Genomic DNA, 20,681 nt, shown 5'->3' on the forward strand with positions numbered 1-20,681 from the left:
TCATGCTTTTGCGCCTTTATCGGAGCGGCGCAATTCTTTTTTATTTATGAAAACGACCGGAAATTTCACCACGGCCCTCCACCCGCGCTTTGTTTTCGGGGAATAGATAAAAAAGGGCCGGCATAAAAGCCGGCCCCAGATTAAGGATAAAGAGTACAATACACTACCAATTCAGTTTAATATTAGCCACCACCGGCCGGTGATCGGACGCATACACTTTATTTTCAGGAATGTAACCCGTCAATGCATTGTAATACGACACCGTGAACTTCCCGGAGGGTGCGGACAATATATAGTCAATGGTGCGGTCCGGCTTGTCTGATGGAAAGGTCATCGGGCATTGCTGCAGGCAGCCTACGTTGAGGTATTCGCGCACGATCGTCATCGCCTGCGATTCGGGGCGTGCATTGAGGTCGCCCGCGATGATCAGCGGCAGGTCGAGCTTTGCGACGATCTTCTTCAGTTCCTGCGCCTGCAGGATGCGGTTATCTTCCTGCGCAAGATGATCGAAGTGCGTGGATGCGAAATAAAAATCCTTTCCGTCTTTATTTACTTTGATCATCGCTACGGACCGGAACTCTCCGCTCAGTTGCGGGGTAACCGGCAGGGTGAACCTTTGCGAGGATTTGACCGGCAACCTTGAAAGTACCGCATCGCCGTATTCGCCGCCTGTCTGGTCGATCGCCTTGGCGAAGAACCATTCCATCCCGGTAAGGGCTGCCAGTTCGCGCGCCTGGTGAACGGTAACGCCCGTGCGCTGGGTGAAAACGTCCACTTCCTGCAGCGCTACCAGGTCCGGCTTTTCGTCGTTGATCACTTTGGCGATCGCCGAAAGGTCTGCCGGTGCGCCGGAAGAGGCGCGCGCGCCATAGATGTTATACGTCATCACTTTCACCGCCGGCTTCGGTGCGCCGGCGCCGGGATCGGGCGGCAGCTGATTGGGCTTGTTGCAGGCGAGCGTTAGCAGGGCGCCGAATAACCAGTATTTTCTCATGTTAAAATGCATTCAGTTCTCCGATGTGCGTCAGGTAAATATCGCCCTGCGAAGTATTGACCGTGATGCGGAAATAACGGGCGTTTTGTGCGTAAGCGAGGTAGAACACGTTTTCCTTGATGTTCGTCAGCGTGAAGGATTCGCTGTATGTCCAATTGACCCCGTCGGCGCTGGTTTGCACGATGATATCCTTCGGATTGCCGGTGCTTTTCGGTGCGCCGGCGGCATCCAGGCGGCCGGTGATGGAAAAGCCGTGCAGTTTTTGCGTGGCGTTCATGTCGATGGTCAGCACATGCGGGGGACCGGGTTTGGCGGCTTTCCATTGGGTGCTCCACCAGGTGGTTTCCACGCCGTCGAGCGCATAGATGGCCTTGCCGTTATTCGCGCCGTCGCCGGTAGGCTCCTCCGAGGAAACTCCGGTAATGGCCCATTGGCTGCGGTCGAGCATGGGGAACGGGTTGGATGGATAAAGCGCTTTCACGAGGAAAAAAGTGGTGCGCAGTTGTTCGTTGAGTTTGGCGTTGGCGCTGATGGTCACTGGCAGGAGATATCCGCCCACGCCTTCGAGCTTGTCCAGGTGCAGCTTAATGGTAAGCGGTACGGTGCTCACCTTGCCGGATGCAATGGTGGCGCTGGTTTGTTCCAGCTCATAACTGCCGGCCGGCATAACCGGGTATTCGGTAAAATTTTCATCGTTAAAGTGCGCCGCCAGCCCCGGGTCGGTGGAAAACTGCACGTCGATGTCGCTGGTATTGGCATGCGGGCCGCCGTAACAGGCGCCGTAAACGATCCCGGCATCTGCCTGGCCGCGCTCGAAAGTAAATACGGCGGGCGATTGCGTGGCTTGAGGCATGTACACGACGGCGGTGCTGTCGGAAACGTGGTCCATCAGGTCTTTATCGGTCGTGCAGCTGCCAAGGAAAGCAGCGGCGCAGAACGGTATGATCAGTAGTCTTTTGATATGTTTCATGTTCGTTTGCATTGAGAGATTGAATAGACCGGTTTACCAGCCCGTGTTTTGTACCAGTTGCGGATCGCGGTCCATTTCCGATTGCGGGATCGGGAACAGGTAATATTGTTTCAGGAATACGCGGCGCTCAAATACGGTGCGCTGATAGAATACCAGGTCGGTCAGTTTGGTGCCCGCATCTACATTCATGCCGTAGAAGGGGCCGCCATCGGTTTGTTCGGCGATCTTCCAGCGGCGGGTGTCGAAGTAGCGCATGTTTTCCAGCGCCAGCTCCACCCTGCGCTCGTGCCAGATCTTCGCACGCATCTCAGCCTGGCCCAATCCCGGCGCCACGTCCGGGAGGCCGGCGCGGTTGCGTATCTTGTTCAGGTAAAGCGCAATGTCGGGATTACCGGGCTCCGCTTCGTTCAGCGCTTCGATGTAGTTCAGCAGGATCTCCGCATAGCGGAAGATCACCAGCGGCCTGGCCACGTATTTGCTCAGGCGTGGATTGCTGTCCGGGTGCACGTTTTTGCGGGCGATATAACCCGTGCGGGGGAAGTCCCAGCTGCCTTTTTTGCCGGTGTTGCCGGTGAAGTAGGTCTGGATCAGTTTTACGCCCTCGGAAGGATTGATCCACGGGCTGCCGTTGAAGCTCACGTTCACATAAAACCGCGGCTCGCGGTTAACGTACATGTTATAAGTGCCTTTGGGGGCGAAGGGATGTTCTTCTGTCGAGAAACCGGTTTCCACGTATCCCGATCCTGCCTCTTTGATGCCTTTGCCGTTTGCCATCTCGAATTCGTCCACCAACTGTTGCGTTACCGCCACCGCCGCATAACCGTTGCACAGGCGCGGGGAAGCGGAACGTTCCCAGGCGGAAAGGCTGTTGGTCGGGCGGGCATAGATCACTTCTATGTTCCAGGGGTCGATAAATACGTCGCGGGTGGAAAGATAAGGATCGAACGTTCCGCCGGCGCCGTTCTTGCGGTAAAGATCGAAGCTGAAACCGGTGATCATTTCTTTGGCGGCGTCGGCCGCTCTTTTCCATTTGTTGACATCATATGACTGGTTGATCAGCTGCGTACCGTTTTTATTTTTCAGCATGGCATAATCCGCGTTGCCGTTGAAAAGAGGACTGGCGGCATGCAGCAGGGCGCGGCTTTTTACCGCCTTGCAGAATGCCTGCGTGAGGCGGCCGTATTCGGTATCCGGTTGATCCGTAAAATGTTTGGGCAGCAGCGGTGCGGCGGCATCCAGTTCTGCAACGATATAGTCGATACATTCGTCCATGGAATTGCGCGGCAGGTTCATTTCTTCGGCGGAAGGGGAAAGGTCGCCGGGAATGGGGGTATCGCCCAGCAGGATGCAGGGACCGTACTGCCGCACGATGCAGTAGTAATAGAAGGCGCGGAGCGCACGGGCTTCGGCCTTGTATTGCGCGATCAGGTCGTTGCCGTTGGGGAGCGCCTTGATCTCCTCGTTCTCGTCTACCCGGTTGATAAAATAAGTAGCGGAGCGGATGGCTTTGTAGAAGCTGGTCCAGTAGTTGAAATAGTTGCTTGCCGCATTCCAGTTGCCGAGATTGGTAGCGTAGGTATCGTACCCTGAGCCCGGGCGGTCGTAGGTGATGTCCGCATCGTCAGACATGCCTTCCCAGGGAGAAGTATTGCGGTACGCGTCGTTGGGCATGTAAGAGTAGATATTGGCCAGGTAAGCTTCCGTGTATTTGCGGCGGGCGAACACCTGGTCGATGGAGATGCGGTCGTCCGGGACCTGGTTCAGGAAATCCTTGTTGCAGGCCGGCAAAATGGTGGCGGCGGCGAGGAACAGGAGCGGAATATATTTGAATTTCATTGGTGTTTTTCTTTTTGATCAGGTTATAAATTCACAGCGATGCCGGCGGCGAAGGAGCGGGTGCTGGAATAAGCAGCGCCGCGGCCGTTACCGATTTCGACATCCCATAGTTTAAAGGAAGAGAACGTGAGCAGGTTTACGCCCTGCAGAAACACGTTGGCGGATTTGAAATGGATGCGTTTCATCCAGGCAGACGGCATGTTGTAAGCCAGCTGAAGCGTTTTGAGGCGCATATAGTCCGCGTTTTTTACCCACCAGGTGCTGGATGCGTAGTTGTCGTTGAGCGAGCCGGGCATGAGGCGGGGATAAAACGCATTGGGATTCGGATTTTCCTCCGTCCAGCGGTCGGTGATATTGGAGAAGAGGTTGCCACGCGCAAGGCCCTGCTGGAACGGCATGGTGCCTTCGCCATTCAGTATCACGTCTACGTGTGCGGCGCCCTGGAACAGGGCAGACAGGGAAAATGCCTTGTAACCCACGGTAAAACCGAAGCCATACATGATTTCCGGTACGTCGCCGTAACCGATGGGCGCCTGGTCGTAGCTGTCGATCACCCCATCGCCGTTGAGGTCTTTGAATTTGATATCGCCGGCGCGAACATCGCCTGTCTGGCGGGGAGAGTTCTTCACGTCCTTATCGCTTTCGAACAGTCCCAATGCAATGTAACCGTAACGCTGGCTTACTTTCTGGCCTTTACGGTCGAGCCAGGGGTATTTCCAGGCCGGGTCGTCGTTTTCCACCACTTTGTTGCGGTTATAGCTGAAATTACCGAGAAGGTTGACGTTTACAGCACCAAACCGGGCATTATAGGTGAAAGTAGCATCTATGCCCTTGTTGTCGATGATGCCGACGTTGGCGAAAGGCGCATTGATCATTCCCACATAGGCGGGCAGCGATTTACGGCGGAGGAAGATGCCGCTGCGGTATTCGCGGAACAGGTCTACCTGGATGGAAAGATCTTCGTTCAGCAGGCGGATATCAAAGCCGAGATTGGTCTTTTTTGCTTCTTCCCAGGTCACGTCCACTGCATATTCCCCGATCTCCATACCGGTAGTATTGGCGGGCGTCGTTTTGCCGAACCCGTAAGAGCCCAAATTGGCCACGGTAGCGAGATAAGCGAAGCGGCGGCCGTCGATGTTGGAGTTGCCCACGAGGCCATGGGAGAAACGCGCCTTGAAGAAAGGCACATATTTCCGGATGGGCTTAAAGAAACTTTCGTCCGAGATCACCCAGCCCAGGCCCGCAGAGGGGAAGAAACCGTAACGTTTGTTTGGGTGGAAGTTTTCGGAGCCGTTGTAACCAAAGTTAGCTTCGAGGAAGTAACGGTTTTTGTACCCGTACGTTGCCCGGCCGGCCAGGCCCTGCATGCGGTACGGCATGGAAGTTTCGAGATCGGCCGCATACGTGTTGATCTTGTCGCTTTTGTTATACAGCAACATGCCGGTAACGTTATGATCTTTGCCAAAAGCGCGGTCGTAGTTGAGCGCCAGTTCGGAATAGACCGTCCGTTCACCCTGGTTGGATTTGGTATAAGCCAGGAATTCGGTGCCGATGGCTGTTTGCTCGAACTGAAGCTGCCCGTCCGCGTCCCGGCCGATGGCCAGCCAGGTGTCGGGCGTTTTCGTATAACGGTTGCTGGTATAGTTGTAAGCGTCGAATGCGAACATGCCGGTTACAGACAATCCTTTGGTCAGGAAATTCAACTGTTGCGTAAGACGGAGGTTGGAGTTGATCTGGCTTCTCCATTGATTGGCGTACCCTACCTGCGTAAGGCTGGCCCAGGGATTGGACAGGCTGCCGGAGCGCACGTCCGCGATCTTTCCATCCGGGTATTTCAGCGGGATCTGCGTGGGCGTCATGAAATAAGCGTCTGTAAAGAGATCGCCCACGCCGGTGGTCGGCAGGTTCACGTTCTTCAGGTAGCCGTTGATGCCCAGTTTCACCGTGGTAGTGGGGGATGGCTGCAAGGTAAGGTTGGAGGTAACGTTGTAACGTTTTTCGAAGATGGATGAATTGTATTTGCTCAGCTCGTCTGTTTTGTACATGCCGAGCTCATCGGTAAACGAGAGGCCAACATAATAAACCGCCTTTTCGGAGCCGCCGCTGATATTGGCGTTGGCGTTGCGGTAACGGCCGGTTTTGTTGAACATGGCGTCGAACCAGTTCACATTCGGGTAGAGGTAAGGATCTGATCCGTCGCGCGTGGCCTGGATGGCCTCATCCGAATAAATGGGCGTGTTGCCGCGGGTTTTTAACGCCTCGTTCGACATTTCCATGTATAACGCGCCGTCTGCGAATGAAGGCAACGTGGTGAACTCCGTCACGCCTTCCGTATAACGGAAATTGTACGACGGCTTGCTGGCTTTGCCCGCTTTGGTCGTCACGATGATCACGCCGTTGGCCCCACGGACGCCATAAACGGCGGTAGCGGCGGCGTCTTTGAGAACGGTAAAACTTTCAATGTCTTCGGGGTCGAGGTTGGCGATGGAGCGGGGAACGCCGTCTACCAGCGTCAGCGGCGCGCTCAGGCCGGCGGAGAAGGTAGAGATCCCGCGGATGTAAATGTTGGCGTCGTTGTAACCCAACTCGCCGCTGCGTTGCACGCTTACCATACCGGCAACGCGGCCGCCGAGCGAATTGGTCAGGTTAGACACGGGTTGTTTCAGGTCTTTGGCCGAAATGGTGTTTTGCGCGCCTACCAGGCCGATCTTCTTTTGGGCGCCGAAACCCACGATTACGACTTCTTCGAGGGCAGACGAGGCTTCATGCATCACTACATCGTATTTCGATGCTTTACCCACCAAAATTTCCTGCGTCCGGTAGCTGATCATGGAGAAGGATAAGACGGCTCCTTCAGGCACCTGCAGTACGTAGCGGCCGTTGACGTCGCTGCCGGTACCGGTCTTGGTATCTTTCACCTGGATGGTAACGCCTACCATGGGCTGGCCGGTGGAATCCCGGACGATACCCGTGATCTCCCTGAGGTTCCCATTGCCGGGGGCGCCGGTGCGCTGTGTAACGGAAACGGTGTGGCCGCTGATCTTAAACTGGAGACCGGCCAGCCGGTCGATTTCGGCGAGCAAGCCGGAAACCGTTGCGTTCCGGAGGTTGAGTGTGATGCGCTTTGGATGGTTGGTCAGGGACTGGTCGTATACAAAGCGGAAAGGAGTTTGGTTTTCTATCAATGTGAAAACCTGGGTGACCGGAACTTCCCGGACTGAGATGTTGACAGTCGCGGAGCCCGCATCCTGCGCGACAGCGGGCAGCGCCATCAGCACAGGCAGGAACGGCAGCAGCATCCGCAGGCATCCGTGCCTGCCGGTGCTGCGCAGCATTAAGAGTAGATTACGGATCATGTGTTCAGTTTTGAATCGTGGTAAGGTGATTGTTTATTGTTGCCGGATGTAAATGGTTTTTCCTTTCTGTTCGAACCTGAGATTAAAGATGAAACAAATGGATTCTAATGTGGACTGTAAAGACGTGTTGGCCTGGTGGCCGGATAATTCGAAATTTTCTATGCCGGGCTGAAGATCGATCGTAACACCATATCCCGTTTCGAGGATCGAGCAAACCTCGCGCAGGCTCAGCCCCTGCATGTCGATGAGTTTTTGCTGCCAGGCGCTCATGCTGGCGGGGTTTTCGGCAAACTTGCTGAAACGGTCGGCGTGCTCGTCGTAAGTGGCGCGGAGCCCTTTGGACAGCAGGATCGATTGACCCGTATTGTCAGAGACCTTTACTTTTCCGCTCACCACCGCTACCATGGGCGTTACGCCGGGATAAGCGCGCACATCGAAACTGGTACCGAGCACCTGCGTTTTTAACAGCCCGCTTTGTACGACGAATGGCCGTACCGCATCGTCGCGCACGATAAAGAAACCCTGGCCTTCCAGTTGCACGATCCGCTCGCCGGTGGCGGCGTTTTCGGAGTAACGCAGGCTGGAGCGTGCATTCAGCTTGACGGTCGTGCTGTCCGGCAGGATAACGGTACGGATTTCCCCGTCGCCGGTAACCGCGGTAAGAAGATAGGGTCCTTCCGCGCGGGGCAGGAACAATCTTACCAGCAGAACAAGGGCCGCAGCGGCGGCGTATGGCAGGATTTTCCGGTACAGCGGTTTACGGGGCGCGGCGGAAGGTTCATTTGCGGCGGGCGGAAGCACTAACCGGTCGCGCAAGCCGTCGGGCAGAGCCTGTTCGGGCGCCTGCTCCCACTCCTGGAACCGCGTCCATCGCTCCTGTACTTCCGGATCTTCCAGCAGCCGGAGAAATAAGACCAGCTCCGATGCACTGGCGGTATGGGTGTTGACTTTGTGAAAAAGATCGTCTAAAGACGCGGGATCGTTAGGCATAATGTAAGGAAACGCTTTCCCTTATATACACGGAATCCGGGCAGACTACTGAGTGATTTTTAAAAAAAAATGTCAGGGGAGGAGAAGGAGCAGCAGCAGCGGATAGGCGTCTTTCAGTTCCGCGCGAAGCGTTTTGAGGCTGCTGTGTATGTGCGATTCCACTGTGCGGACGGAAATGCCCAGTTTTTCGGCGATCTCTTTGTTAGACAATCCTTCTTCACGGCTTAGCTGGAACACATTACGTTGTTTATCGCCCAGTTTGGAGAGAACGTGGCGGTACTGGGTGAGCAGGGCCTGGTGGTCGAGGCGGCGTAGAATGGAATCTTCGGCAAAATGGCCGGCTTCCTCCGGATGGGTGAGCGCGAGCTGGCGGATGGCCTTATTGCGGATGAAATTAAGGAGATGGTTGCGTGCGATGGTAAAGAGCAGTACTTCCAGGTTGGCGTTGGTATCGATGCGGGACCGGAAATGCCAGAGCTTCAGGAAAATATCCAGTACAAGCTCTTCCGCGTCTTCATCGTTCCCCGTTTTCTTTTTGCAGTAGCCCAGGACCTTTGGTCCAATCAGGTCCATGAGCTCCTTGAGCGCATCTTCCTCATTTGCTTTCAGTCTGGCTGCAAAACTGTTCATGCTGTATTAGGTTGCAAAAAAGTACCCGGGGCGTGCCGGACATTACGATGGTTTGGTTGAAAGTGAATTGTCTCAACGGTAATATTACTGAATTCCTTATAAAATTTTGACAGTTAATTCATGGGATGTATGCGCCTGCACCGGGATCAGGTTAAAATTGTATTGAGAAAAATTTCTCGCCGCACGATAAGTTTGTGAAAAATCAAGTACATTTGTCTTAATACAAGTATAAGTATTTCATTTTTTGTATTCGTAATTGCTTATGACGACCAAAATCTAGGTTACCATGCGCTCATCAACCAGCGAAAAGATGGTACGCCACAGGAAGGTTCGTTTGACCTGGTAAATATTCCCCGTTAGAATTGTTTGAAATTTTTTTTTGATTATCAGTAATAATAAAATCTAAGTCGATTTGCCTATGTATCAAGAAACTTAACTTATGTAAAGGCCTTTCGGGCCGCCCCGATCCTGCACCGGTTTGATTGCAGGCATACCAATTTCCAAACAATATCAGCACATCGTATCCGCATTGGCGTGTATTGCCATACACCAGCGATACAACCGTTCCCGGCATCTTGCAGATCAGCCTGGCGGGGAGAGGTATGTTATCAAACGAATGAAACTTCTTCCAAATCTAAATTGTCAAAAACATGCACAGAATTTTATGCCTGTTTACCTGCCTCTTATTGATGACGGTGGGCGCTAACGCCCAGAGTAGGGTAATTTCAGGGAAAATTACAGATGCGACGGGAGCCTCCCTGCCGTTTGTAACGGTCAGCATCAAGGGTACCAGTTCCGGTACCATTTCCAAACAAGACGGCACATACAGCCTCCAGGTGCCCGCCACAGCCAAGGTGCTCGTTTTCTCCACGATCGGCATGAAAGTGAAGGAAGTGGAGATCGGCGACAAAACGACGGTCGATGTATCGCTCGAAACCGGCGTGAACGAACTGGAAGAGTTCGTGGCCGTGGCTTACGGTTCACAGCGCAAGTCCGCCTTTACGGGCAGTGCATCCGTGATCGGCTCGGAGCCGCTGCAGGCGCGCCCTGTAGCTTCTTTTGATAAAGCCCTGCAGGGCCTTGCTACCGGTATCACCGTGCAAAGCAATTCCGGCCAGCCCGGCGGCAACAGCACCATCCGCATCCGCGGCGCGAGCAACTTCAGCACCGCGCAGAACGCGCAGCCGCTGTTCGTGATAGACGGCATTGCCATTGCGGAAGGCGATTATACGCAGGTGCAAACCACCGCCAACATCCTTTCCACGCTGGACCCGAAAGATATCGAGAACATCACCGTGCTGAAAGATGCGACAGCTTCAGGCCTGTATGGTTCCCGCGCCGCGAACGGCGTAGTGGTGATCACGACCAAAAAAGGCCGCGCCGGCAAATCCAATATCAATTTCTCCGCCAATAACGGGTGGTCTTCCATCGCGGTAGACCGTCATAAAATGATGGGCGCCGCCGAATATTACAAATACTGGTGGGATCATTTCAACGCTGAAAACCTCGCTGCCGGCGATAATGCCGCAACCGCTGCAACCAAAGCGAATACCAGCACCATCGATGCCCTGCAGGTAAACCCTTACAACAATAATCAGCCGCTGGGCGCGGGCGGTGCGCTGAGCAGCGGCGCAAGGCTGCTGTACGATACAGACTGGCGCGATGCGGTGATCAACCAGGGTCGCACCGAAGATTACGGCCTGAACGTTTCCGGCGGTACGGACAAGACCAAATTTTATTTTGGCGGTTCTTATTTCAACCAGAAAGGCATCGTACTGGCGTCTAACTTCAAACGTTATTCCGCCAGGATCAACGTGGAACATGCCGTTACCAGCTTTATCAAAGCCGGTGTGAACACCACGCTTTCCTACACCGATCAGAACACGCCCGCGGGCGCAGGTGGCGCCGCTAACCCGATCCGTTTCTCCGAGATTGTGGCTTCGGTTTACCCGCTGTACCAGTTAGACGCAGACGGCAATCCGATACCCGACCCCACCGGCGACGGCTTCCTGTACGACTACAACGCGCCGCTGGTAAAAGATTACAACCCTCTTGGCCTGGCCAAATACAATATCTACCGGGCCAAAACCGTAAGAGGCATTTTCAGTCCTTATGTGGAAGTGAGCTTCCTGAAAAATTTTAAGTTCAAGACGCTCGGCGGAGTTGATTATTTCGATATCTCCGAAACGCAGTACTATAACTCCGATCATGGTGACGGTACCAGCGTGCAGGGCCGTACTGTCCGCTACCGCCCGCGTAACCTCGATCTCACGCTCACCAATACACTGTCTTACGACCGGCAGTTCGGCGATCACGGCGTTAGTGTAATGGTTGGCCAGGAAGCGCTGAACCAGACTTACGAGAACAACTCCCTCAACGGCACTACTTTCCCTTTCAACGGCATTTATGAACTGAATGCCGCCGCAACGCCGGTGGATGTGGGAACGTCTACCACCGAGAAAAGAATGCTCTCCTGGCTTTCAAGGATCAATTATAGCTATGCAGACCGTTACTACCTGACTGGTGGCGTTCGCCGCGACGGTTCATCCATCTTCGGCTCCGATTACCGTTACGGTACTTTCTGGAACGTGGGCGGTGGCTGGCGTATCGGCCGCGAAAGTTTTATGGCCGCTCAATCCTGGGTCGACGAACTGAAACTGAAAGCGAGCTACGGTACTACCGGCAACGACATCATCGGCAGCCGTTATGCGCGTCTTGGCCTGTACGGCACGGGCTTTAATTACAACGGCCTGCCGGGCATTACGTACAAACAGCTTGAAAATACCAAGCTCCAATGGGAAACCAGCAAGGTCCTCGACATCGGTCTCGAATTTGCTTTCCTGCGCCGTTTCAGGGGAGAGATCGGGTATTTCAACCGCCATTCCACCGGTGTTCTGATTGCTCAGCCCCTGTCTATGCTGACCGGTTTCACGACCATCAACACCAACTTTGCCGCTATCAGGAACAAAGGCTGGGAATTTATGGTGGAAGCCACGGTGTTCAGCACCAAAGACTTTAACTGGACCGCTTCAGCGAACCTCACGACCACCAAGAACATCATCCTGAAAATGACGAAAGACACGCTGATCGACCCCAACGCATCTTCAAAGAGATGGGTCGTAGGTAAAGACCGTTATATGTGGTTCCTTCCCGAATGGGCCGGTGTAGACGCCGCAGATGGCCGTCCGCAATGGTACCAGGACGAGATCGTAAATGGTCAGCGCACCGGTAAAAAGATCACTACAAAAAGCTATAATGCCGCTACGCGTTACGAACTGGGCTCCGCGCTCCCGAAATTCTTCGGCGGTTTCAACAACACCTTCCGTTACAAAGATTTCGATCTGAGTATCTATACTTACTTCAGCGTAGGTGGTAAGATCTACGACAACTCCTATTCCCAGCTGATGACCAACGGTAATACGCCCGGTCAGCAACTTTCTCCGGACATGCAGCGGGCATGGAAAAAAGAAGGCGACGTGACCGATATTCCGCGTTTCGTACTGGGCAATACCGACCAGGGTAACAATACTTCTTCCCGTTTCCTGTACGATGGCAGCTATGCAAGGGTAAAAAATATCAACCTCGGTTACCAGGTGCCTAAATCTTTGCTGGGCAGGATCAACGTTTCCAACCTGCGTGTGTATGTTTCCGGCGAAAACCTGTTCACCTGGGCCAAACATAAAGGCGTAGATCCGGAAATGAGCATCGGCGGCAGTGCCGACAACGATGTTCCGAACGTAAAAACATTTACCGTAGGCTTAAATCTTGGCTTCTAATCTCAAAACAGACAACTATGAAACGTTTAGTATATATTTTTCTTTCAGGCACGCTTTTAGTGGCCGGCGGCTGCGGGAAAGACTTCCTGGAGCCGTTGCCTACAGCTGACATCGCAGCTGAAACCGCATTCTCCACGCCGGAAAAAGTAACTGCCGCGATGAATGGTTTGTACGATCTCATCACTACCAGTTCTTTCAATACGCAGATCTCGCTGACGCAGGATGTTAAAGGCGGGGACATGCTGGTAGTAAAGACTGGCAACTACAACCGTTTTGTGACGGAATACCAGTTCCAGCAATCGCCTACCGCGGGTTACGGCGGTGTGTTCTTCAGGGATGGGTATAAGATGATCCTCAACACGAACGTGGCGATCACGGAATTGCCTAAATCGCCGCTGACGGACGAGCTGAAAACGGATTATATCGCTGAAGCCAGGGCGCTGAGGGCCTGGGCCCACCTGCAGCTCGTGCGACTGTTCGCCCAGCCGTATGCAGTTGATCAGAATGCTCCCGGCATTCCGGTTGTAGATAAAGTGATTGGCGCAAGCGACCCGATCCCGGGACGAGGCACCGTGAAAGCGGACTATGATTTTATCGTAGAAGACCTGCTGTTTGCGAAAGAAAACCTGGATCCGCAGCGCAACGGCGGCGACGGACGTCTTACCGTTAACGCCGTAAACGGCCTGCTTGCAAGGGTATACCTCGATATGCAGCAATGGCAGCTGGCCAGCGATCATGCGAAACTGGCCCGCGCAGGGCATCCTCTGGCGCCGGCTGCCTCCCTGCTGGAAGGTTTTATCGATCCGAACGATGAATGGATATGGACGCTCGTTTACCGTTCAGACGACAATACCGGTTACGTTCAGATCGCTTCCTTCCAGGAACCGTACAATATCGGCTACAGCACTTTCCGCGCCACCACTTCATTTCTGAACATGTTTGCGGATAACGATATCCGTCAGAAACAGTTCTACCTGAACCTGGATAAATTGCCTCCTCCTTATGAAGGCGATGCGCTCCGCCGTGACGATATCGCTTTTTCCCGCGATGGTTACCTGATGAATAAATTCTGGTTCCGAGATGCATGGGACCTGAGCGTTCCGATGATCCGTTCCGCTGAAATGTACCTCATCGAAGCGGAAGCCGAATCCGAACTGGGTCACGACGGCCCCGCACAGGACGCGCTGTTCGCCGTTCAGGCAAGGGCTATTACCGGCGCAGTGAAATCTACCAACACCGGTACCGCGCTGAAAACCGAGATCCGCGACGAAAGAAGGAAGGAACTTTACGGCGAAGGTTTCCGTTTCTACGATATTACGCGCCGCAAAGAAACGCTCGTCAGAACGGCGCCCGAGCACGTAACTCCCATCACGTTGGCTCCCGGCGACTACCGCAATATTCTGCCGATACCCAGGGCTGAAACCGACGTAAGCGGTATGGAACAGAACACCGGTTATACCAACTAACCTTCAATACTATTCTTCAAAAGAGGCCTGTGCATTGCACGGGCCTCCTTTTTTTGTGGAGGATTTTCCTTTTTCAGTTTAAAAAAGTAATAACCGCTTCGTTATTTTTTGCGGCAGTTGCATACACTGTTTGAATTACTTCAAAATAATCCAGCAGATAACCCAGCGCATTTTCCTCCGCCCATATTTCAGGATAAATGGCAAGTTCCGTCATTCGCGGAGAATCCAACCTTTGCGTAAGTTCTTCTTTGGTGATGCCGGCAAGCGCCCCGCTCATTTCCCCGACCTCTTTGGGTGTTAAATAATGTCCCGGGCCATATCCCAGGTCCTGGTTTTCGTCTATTACCCGGCCGCTGAAAAGTACCCTTCCCAGAGGATGGTCAAGCTTTTCAAGGTTCTGCCCGGTCAGCAAAAAAAGTATGCCTTCCCAGGATTTATCGATATCGGTCAGCATGAGATCTTCTTCTTCGTTCTCATAAATTCTTTCTTCCAGCAAAGCGCTGTTGCTGATGTAGGTTTCCGGTTCAGCATTGGTCACCCTGAGTAAGTTTGCTATCATGCCCATAACAGGTATAGTTTTGTCTGAAATAAAGCAAAAATAGGTCAACCCTGCAAGTATGGTTCAGCAATCTCATGCATAAATAAGAAAGGGCGCAGGAAGTCCCGCGCCCTTTCTTATTTTTATCTGGGAAGTTATTTTTTGATCACTTTCACGATTTCCCGTTTATTTCCCTGCGTCACTTCCACGATATACAGACCGGGTTTTAATTCCTGTCCGAAATACACCAGCTGACCGGGATTGCCGGTTATCGCCGAAATTACTTTCCCCGAAATATCCATCACCCGCACACGTACCTGCAATGTGGTGGCGCTTCCCACCAGCAAGCCAAATTCGTAGCTGCTCGGGTTGGGGAATATTTTTACTTCCAGCCCTTGCTGTTTGCGGGGCTGCTCAGCCTGCGCCATGCTGATGTGGGAGATAGTGTTAGGTTCCAGTGTAGCGGCAGACCATGTGCCGATCTCCTGGTAGCCGGCGTTCACGTTCAGCGACGTTTTTACGGCCTCGCCGCCTGCGGAAGGCTGCAGTGCAAACTGTTCGCGCAGGTAAAAGAAACCGTCGCCGCCGGGAATCACCGGCGTGTATTTCTCCATTTTAGCCGTGCCTTTCGATATGCCGCCGGATGGTTCGGCATTGTACCAGAACTTCATCCTGAAATTCCCGCTGTTGCCGGCGCGGCGCGCGTAAATTTTTAATTGCAGCACGTCGGAAGGCGTGTAGGTAACGCTGTCGCTATCAATCGGGATGATGAAGCGGTTGCAATTGCCAAGGCCGTTGCCGGAAATGTTTTGCTGCAGCAATTCGCCGGTGCCGGCTAGTGTTCCATTCACATATAACTGCGCTTTCAGATCGATGAGGTTGTTGCCGTCGCTGCCGGCGTATAGCGTCACCGCACCGAATTTGCTCTTGAGATAGTTAACGGTGACGAGCTGTGTGGCGGTGGATATATTGCCGCTGAGATCGGTGGCCGTCCAGGTAACGGTGGTTTCGCCGACCGGGAAAACCGCCGGCGCGTTGTGCGTGAGGCTGGCGATGCCTGCATTGTCCGTTGCCGTGGCGTTGCCAATGTTTACCGCCACGTCTGACGCGCCGGGGAGCGGGTTCGCGGTAATGGCCGCGGGCGCAATGAGCGCGGGAGGAATGGTGTCTTTTACGACGGATACCGTCAGCGAATCAGACCAGGTTTGAAGGCCCGCGTTGTCTGTCGCTTTTGCGCGGATACCGTAAGTGCCGGGCTGCAGGTCGGCCCAGTTCCATTCGTATGGCGTTTGTGTGAACTGCGTTTTTTCTTCGCCGTTGATGTACAAGGTCAGGCTGTCTAAATGCCGGTCGTCGCTCGCGGAAGCGGTGATCAGCATGGCGCCGTGCTCGGGCAAAGTATCGTTGGCGGCGGGCTGCAGCAATGTTACCGCGGGAAAGGCGTCTACCATCAGCACCGGCCGCAGTGCCGCTTCTGTGGCTTCTTTCGAAGCGAAAGTAGCGTCGTTGGTCTGGCCGGATACCGAAGAAACGATCGCGATGGACAGCACTTTGTCGCCGGCAGATTCCTGCGCTACCTGGCTGCTGATGTCCCATTCCACGTAACCGCTCCGGCGGCCTTGCTGACTGGCGAGCTGGGTGCTGTTAACAGGTTTGTTGTTCCAGGTGATGCCGGTTTCGGTCCAGGTATCGTTATCGTTTTTCCAAACCTGCCATTGCGTGCCGGAAGCGGCGGTGCCTGCGCCGGTGATGTAAAGGCGAAGCGTAGCGATGCCCGGGTTGTTGTAGCCGTTGAGATCGAACTTCAGATAAGAAACCCTGCTGTAACCGCTGTTGCCGTCTTTTTTCACGACGAGCGTATGGGCCGTGCCAAAGTTCGTATTGGCGCTGCCGCCGTCCCGCACATATGCGTCCGCAGCCGGGAACAGGCCGCCTGTTACAATGCCTGTGCTGGTCGATGTTGCCGTATCGCCGTTAAGATCAATGGCTTTGGCCGTGAGCGTGTGGATGCCGGCCGGCGCATTTTGCCAGGAGAAGCTGTAAGGTGCGGCGGTGGCTTCACCGATCTTTATGCTGTCTGCATAAAACTCCACGCGGCCGACCGCCCCGCTTACGCTGGCATCGATCTGCACCGGCTCGCCTGCGGGGAATGAAGCATTGTTGGCGGGCGAAGTAATAGACACGGATTCCATCACGATATTCACCGGCGATGAAGTGGCTGTTTGACCGGAAGCCGCGGTGGCTTTGGCGGTAAGCGTGTAGCTGCCCGGGCTGGTGTTGTTCCACGCGTATTCGTACGGCGCGGTGCTGTCTTCCCCGAGCTTTACGGTGCCCTGGAAAAATTCCACGTTAGCGATCTTTCCTTGCCCGAAAGCGGTAGCCGTCAATGTTACGCCGGAGCCTGCCGGGAATACCGCGTTATTGGCCGGGGAAGTGATGGTGGCTACAAGGTCTTCGCGCAGGGCGGATGGATCCACTGCCGGCGCGGGATAACCCAGCGCGTCCAGCTCGTCGTAAATGGACTGGTTTACGTTAAGCCCCCAGTTCCTGAAAAACTGGCCGAGGTTTTCGCCGCTGATCTGGCAGGCATACAGCATAAAGAGCCGCATCTCCGCCTCATCGCCGCTGGGGGAGGGCGCTTCGGCCCTTGTGCGTTTATGAAGGGTGTGATAAAAAGAATCCCCGTAAGCGAGCCACAACTGGTGGAACATGCCGAGGCGGGTGAACAGTGAAACGCTGCCGGCATTGAAATTTTTGGACGCCTGCGGCTGCGCCAGATAACTCATGACGGTATTCCAATCCGCCGTGCTCATACCCTGCTGACCGAAATGGATGGCCCGTTTCGCGGCGAGGGAATAAATATTTACGCACACTTCGATGCAGGTAGACCAGGTCCATGCCCAATGCTGGTGATGATGGCCTATTTCGTGGAATACGCCCCAGCCGCCGTCTTCCAGTATGTAAGAAGGCGACAATATCCAGTGAATGCTGCCGGTAGGAATGCGCACCCGGCCCAGCGACGTGGCGTCCGGGTTGCCGCTGGCTTTTTCCAGCAGCATGAGTTTGTTGCGCAGGATGGGCGCATGAACGGGAAGGCTGTTATCCAGCCCGCTGATGTCGCCTTCAGCCTGCATCACCCTGTCCATGAGGGTCAGCAGCGTGTCCTGGTTTTCGTCTTTGTATTGTTCGGCTTTCACCTGCGATACGACGATAAACGTTCTGTCAGACACCAGGGTGGCGTTGGGCGACGAGGTGTCCGCCACGAGCATGTCCAGCCACTGCTGGTGCGTGGAACTGCCCAGGATGTACAACGGCATAGTGTGGTAACCGCTTTGAAAAGTGACCCTTACCTTGTTGCCGTCTGAAGGACTGGCGGAGGAATATTGCAGGTAAAGGTCGCCACCGTTGGCGTTCGTAATGGTGTTGACGCCCGCCACGAGGTCGTACGTGGCGACGGTCTGCCGGTCGTACGTGCCCATGATGAGCCTGGGCAGTCCCGTACCGCTGGTCTGCTCCACGTTGATCACGAGCTGGGTATTGGCCGTGGCCCGTAAACCGACGGGCTCAAAGTCCGCCACTTGCAGGGAAGTTTTGATGCGCCCGGTTTCGGTGGCGATATTGGGCACCTGTGTCAGTTCCCACACATTCCGCGAGATCATGTTAAAATACCCGGAAGGGGGCGCCGCCGATCTGGCGGCATGGGCGGACAGGATGGTCATAAACAGCATGACCAGGAGATGGAGGGTAATGATTTTTTTCATGTGGATGGATTTTAAGGCGGGCACTTGTGAGTGCGCCTGGGATTTGGGTTTTTGGTTGAAGGTTGATGAATTAAAATTACCCTTCCGGTCGTTACCGGGTACCGGTCAAAACCTGCTAAATTGCCGGTCAAATTCATCATGCTGATAATTGCTGCAGGGATTGGTTTGCTGATAGTCAAAAGGTTATGAAAATTTCTATAGATTTGGGCGATAGGGTCGCCCGGGATGGGTTTTGTGGTTGAAAAGCGGGAAAAGGGGAGGGATGAAGGCAATAAAATTTGGTGATTTGAAATAAATATTTCTATATTTGCACCCCCGAAAGGGAGTAAATTACGGGCTGAAAAGCGCGTCAATACTGGATCGGTAGTTCAGTCGGTTAGAATGCCGCCCTGTCACGGCGGAGGTCGCGGGTTCGAGTCCCGTCCGGTCCGCTAAAGGAGACAATCAATATTGATTGTCTCCTTTTTTTATGCAGGTAAGAGATTGGTTAATAACATATTACCATCCTCTGGAGGCGTCCTTAGTGCGGTTCGAACTTTGCAGTGGAGCAATTGATCACTGATCTGTTAGTGACTACGCTTTAGTACAAAGGCCGTTGTTCGTTGTTCGATTCATTCTTGAGGTCAAATTCCACGCAGCTTGCATGTTCTTTTTGCGTTCGATAGGTCTTCGCGATTAAATAAAGGAAATCCAATATTATCTCGGCCTTTTCTCTTGTTACACTTATACCATTCCGCCCTAATAACCTCATAGCTTGATCCACCGACACTTTTCTGGGCGAAAAACCGCCACCGTTTTGGGAAAGAAACTGGTTCATTTTTTGTCGCTTTTAATTTGATAATAACTGAGAGGAGTTTCTGTTAAATCCTATTTACGATATTCCACAACCATAGCCACAGCCACATTAATTCTTAAGGAATCAATATTTACTCCCACCGGGTTTATCGCGGTGGGTGTAAACAGTTCAAGAAAATCGCGCTTCCCTTTACTGTCCTGTTCTTTGTAAGATTGAAGAACAGTAAAATCTATATTGGGCCACGTATTATTGTTAAGGTCGCAGTCTGTTATTTTTTGAGTAATCCTGTTTAACTGATAATTCAATTGGCTCAATATTTCATTATGCTCCTTTTTCAATTTGCTGAAATCATCGAAGTCAATCTTTTCGTCCAAGAAATACTTTCTCGCTTTTGAAATATGAAGCTCTTGTTTTGAGATCGAATCCAGTATTCTCTTGCGCTCATCAATATATCTCCTTCGATATGTTAAAACGTTTTCGTCTTCCAGAATGAGACCAAGAAGCTCATATGCTTCAGGGCGCAGATGTATTTCTTTTAATTTTTCTTCGTAGCTCCCATTTAACAGTTCTGCCCTGAATCTGCCTTTGCATTTATGTCCTACACAATGATAATACGGATATTTTAACCGCCTCCCTTGTGACACACTTCCTGTAATTCTACATCCGCATAAGGGGCAGGACATGAATCCTCTAAGGGGGAACAAAGATTTCAATGCATCTCTATTCACTCTTTTATTTCGGTCTTTAGTTATTATAAGTTGAACTTGTTGGAATAAACTTTCGGAGATTAGTGGTTCATGGATTGCCTTTACAAATTGCTGTTCCTCATTTCGGTTTGCAGGAATTCTAATGATTCCACAGTATACAGGGTTATGAACTAGTCTCCAAAAGTGGCTCTTTGCACAACGTAAGCCGTTTATACAAGCCATCTTTCTAACCTGGCTGATCGTGAAGGATCCCGTTGCCAGTTGCTGAAACGACCATTTCATAAAATCGGCCTCCGGTTGCTTGGGCACAATGATACTTTTACCATCAGGCGTTGTGCGGTTGGCATAACCTATCGGAGCTCTTCCTGACCAGCGCCCCATTTTTTTCGCTCTTCGCATTCCGTCTGAAGTGGTCAGACCCCGCCTGCTGTTCTCTGCTTCCGGTATGGATAAATAAACAGCAAGCATGACTATACTTTCTGGTATTTCAAGATCGATAGGTTGATCCACCGCCATAGGCTGAACATTCAGCTCTCTTAGCATTCTTATCATTTGATAAGCATATTCGATGTTCCTGCTGAATCGATCCCATTTTATGAATAGGATATTTTCAGGTGGTCTATGGGTGTTTTTCCGGAGCTTCTTAATGAGTCTTTTCCACTCAGGACGGTTAAAGTCCTTTGCCGAATAGTCTTCTCGATATATTCCTTTAACCTGAATCCCGTTGATCTCACAATGTCTAATGAGGCGATCTTCTTGCTCTGCAAGAGAATGGCCTTTTCTTTTTTGTTCGTCGGTGCTTACCCGAACGTATAAATAGGCTGATTTCATGATTGTATTTTTATTCAATTATTAACGTGT

The 20,681-nt window shown here is 52.8% G+C and carries 11 protein-coding genes and 1 tRNA gene; 3 read left to right on the plus strand and 9 right to left on the minus strand.

Annotated features, from left to right (window positions below):
- Window positions 1-163 precede the first annotated feature (163 nt).
- From J7I43_RS22320 to J7I43_RS22345, 6 genes are all read right to left on the minus strand, one after another.
- Window positions 164-994: an endonuclease/exonuclease/phosphatase family protein gene (locus tag J7I43_RS22320; protein ID WP_209148090.1), complete on the minus strand. Its 831-nt coding sequence runs from the start codon at window positions 992-994 to the stop codon at window positions 164-166.
- Between the two features lies 1 nt (window position 995).
- A complete protein-coding gene (locus J7I43_RS22325; RefSeq protein ID WP_209148091.1) occupies window positions 996-1,964 on the minus strand; it encodes a BT_3987 domain-containing protein in 969 nt (322 codons plus the stop codon).
- 33 nt (window positions 1,965-1,997) lie between these two features.
- Entirely contained in the window at window positions 1,998-3,800 is a 1,803-nt protein-coding gene (locus tag J7I43_RS22330; RefSeq protein ID WP_209148092.1) for a RagB/SusD family nutrient uptake outer membrane protein, read from the minus strand.
- A gap of 23 nt (window positions 3,801-3,823) precedes the next feature.
- Complete coding sequence (locus tag J7I43_RS22335; RefSeq protein WP_209148093.1) at window positions 3,824-7,156, minus strand: TonB-dependent receptor; 3,333 nt, start codon at window positions 7,154-7,156, stop codon at window positions 3,824-3,826.
- A 33-nt stretch (window positions 7,157-7,189) separates the two neighbouring features.
- Window positions 7,190-8,146: a FecR family protein gene (locus J7I43_RS22340; RefSeq protein ID WP_209148094.1), complete on the minus strand. Its 957-nt coding sequence runs from the start codon at window positions 8,144-8,146 to the stop codon at window positions 7,190-7,192.
- A 72-nt stretch (window positions 8,147-8,218) separates the two neighbouring features.
- Window positions 8,219-8,776, minus strand: coding sequence for an RNA polymerase sigma factor (locus J7I43_RS22345; protein ID WP_209148095.1), 558 nt, complete (start codon window positions 8,774-8,776; stop codon window positions 8,219-8,221).
- Between the two features lie 650 nt (window positions 8,777-9,426).
- Here J7I43_RS22345 and J7I43_RS22350 point away from each other — a divergent pair.
- Both J7I43_RS22350 and J7I43_RS22355 read left to right on the plus strand, forming a co-directional pair.
- Complete coding sequence (locus J7I43_RS22350) at window positions 9,427-12,552, plus strand: SusC/RagA family TonB-linked outer membrane protein (protein WP_209148096.1); 3,126 nt, start codon at window positions 9,427-9,429, stop codon at window positions 12,550-12,552.
- A gap of 17 nt (window positions 12,553-12,569) precedes the next feature.
- Window positions 12,570-14,018, plus strand: coding sequence for a RagB/SusD family nutrient uptake outer membrane protein (locus tag J7I43_RS22355; RefSeq protein WP_209148097.1), 1,449 nt, complete (start codon window positions 12,570-12,572; stop codon window positions 14,016-14,018).
- 73 nt (window positions 14,019-14,091) lie between these two features.
- Here the strand turns inward: J7I43_RS22355 and J7I43_RS22360 are convergent, their stop codons facing one another.
- Window positions 14,092-14,625, minus strand: coding sequence for a YfbM family protein (locus tag J7I43_RS22360; protein ID WP_209148098.1), 534 nt, complete (start codon window positions 14,623-14,625; stop codon window positions 14,092-14,094).
- Window positions 14,626-14,711: 86 nt separating this feature from the next.
- Window positions 14,712-18,317, minus strand: a complete 3,606-nt coding sequence (locus J7I43_RS22365; RefSeq protein ID WP_209148099.1) for an Ig-like domain-containing protein — start codon at window positions 18,315-18,317, stop codon at window positions 14,712-14,714.
- Window positions 18,318-18,674: 357 nt separating this feature from the next.
- Between J7I43_RS22365 and J7I43_RS22370 the strand changes: the two genes are divergently transcribed.
- Window positions 18,675-18,748 (plus strand) — tRNA-Asp (locus tag J7I43_RS22370).
- A 436-nt stretch (window positions 18,749-19,184) separates the two neighbouring features.
- On the opposite strand, the gene J7I43_RS22375 is transcribed toward J7I43_RS22370, so the two are convergent.
- Window positions 19,185-20,651: a recombinase family protein gene (locus J7I43_RS22375; protein WP_209148100.1), complete on the minus strand. Its 1,467-nt coding sequence runs from the start codon at window positions 20,649-20,651 to the stop codon at window positions 19,185-19,187.
- Between the last annotated feature and the right edge of the window lie 30 nt (window positions 20,652-20,681).

This window comes from Chitinophaga chungangae (assembly GCF_017742215.1).
In the GTDB taxonomy this organism is placed as follows: Bacteria; Bacteroidota; Bacteroidia; order Chitinophagales; family Chitinophagaceae; genus Chitinophaga; species Chitinophaga chungangae.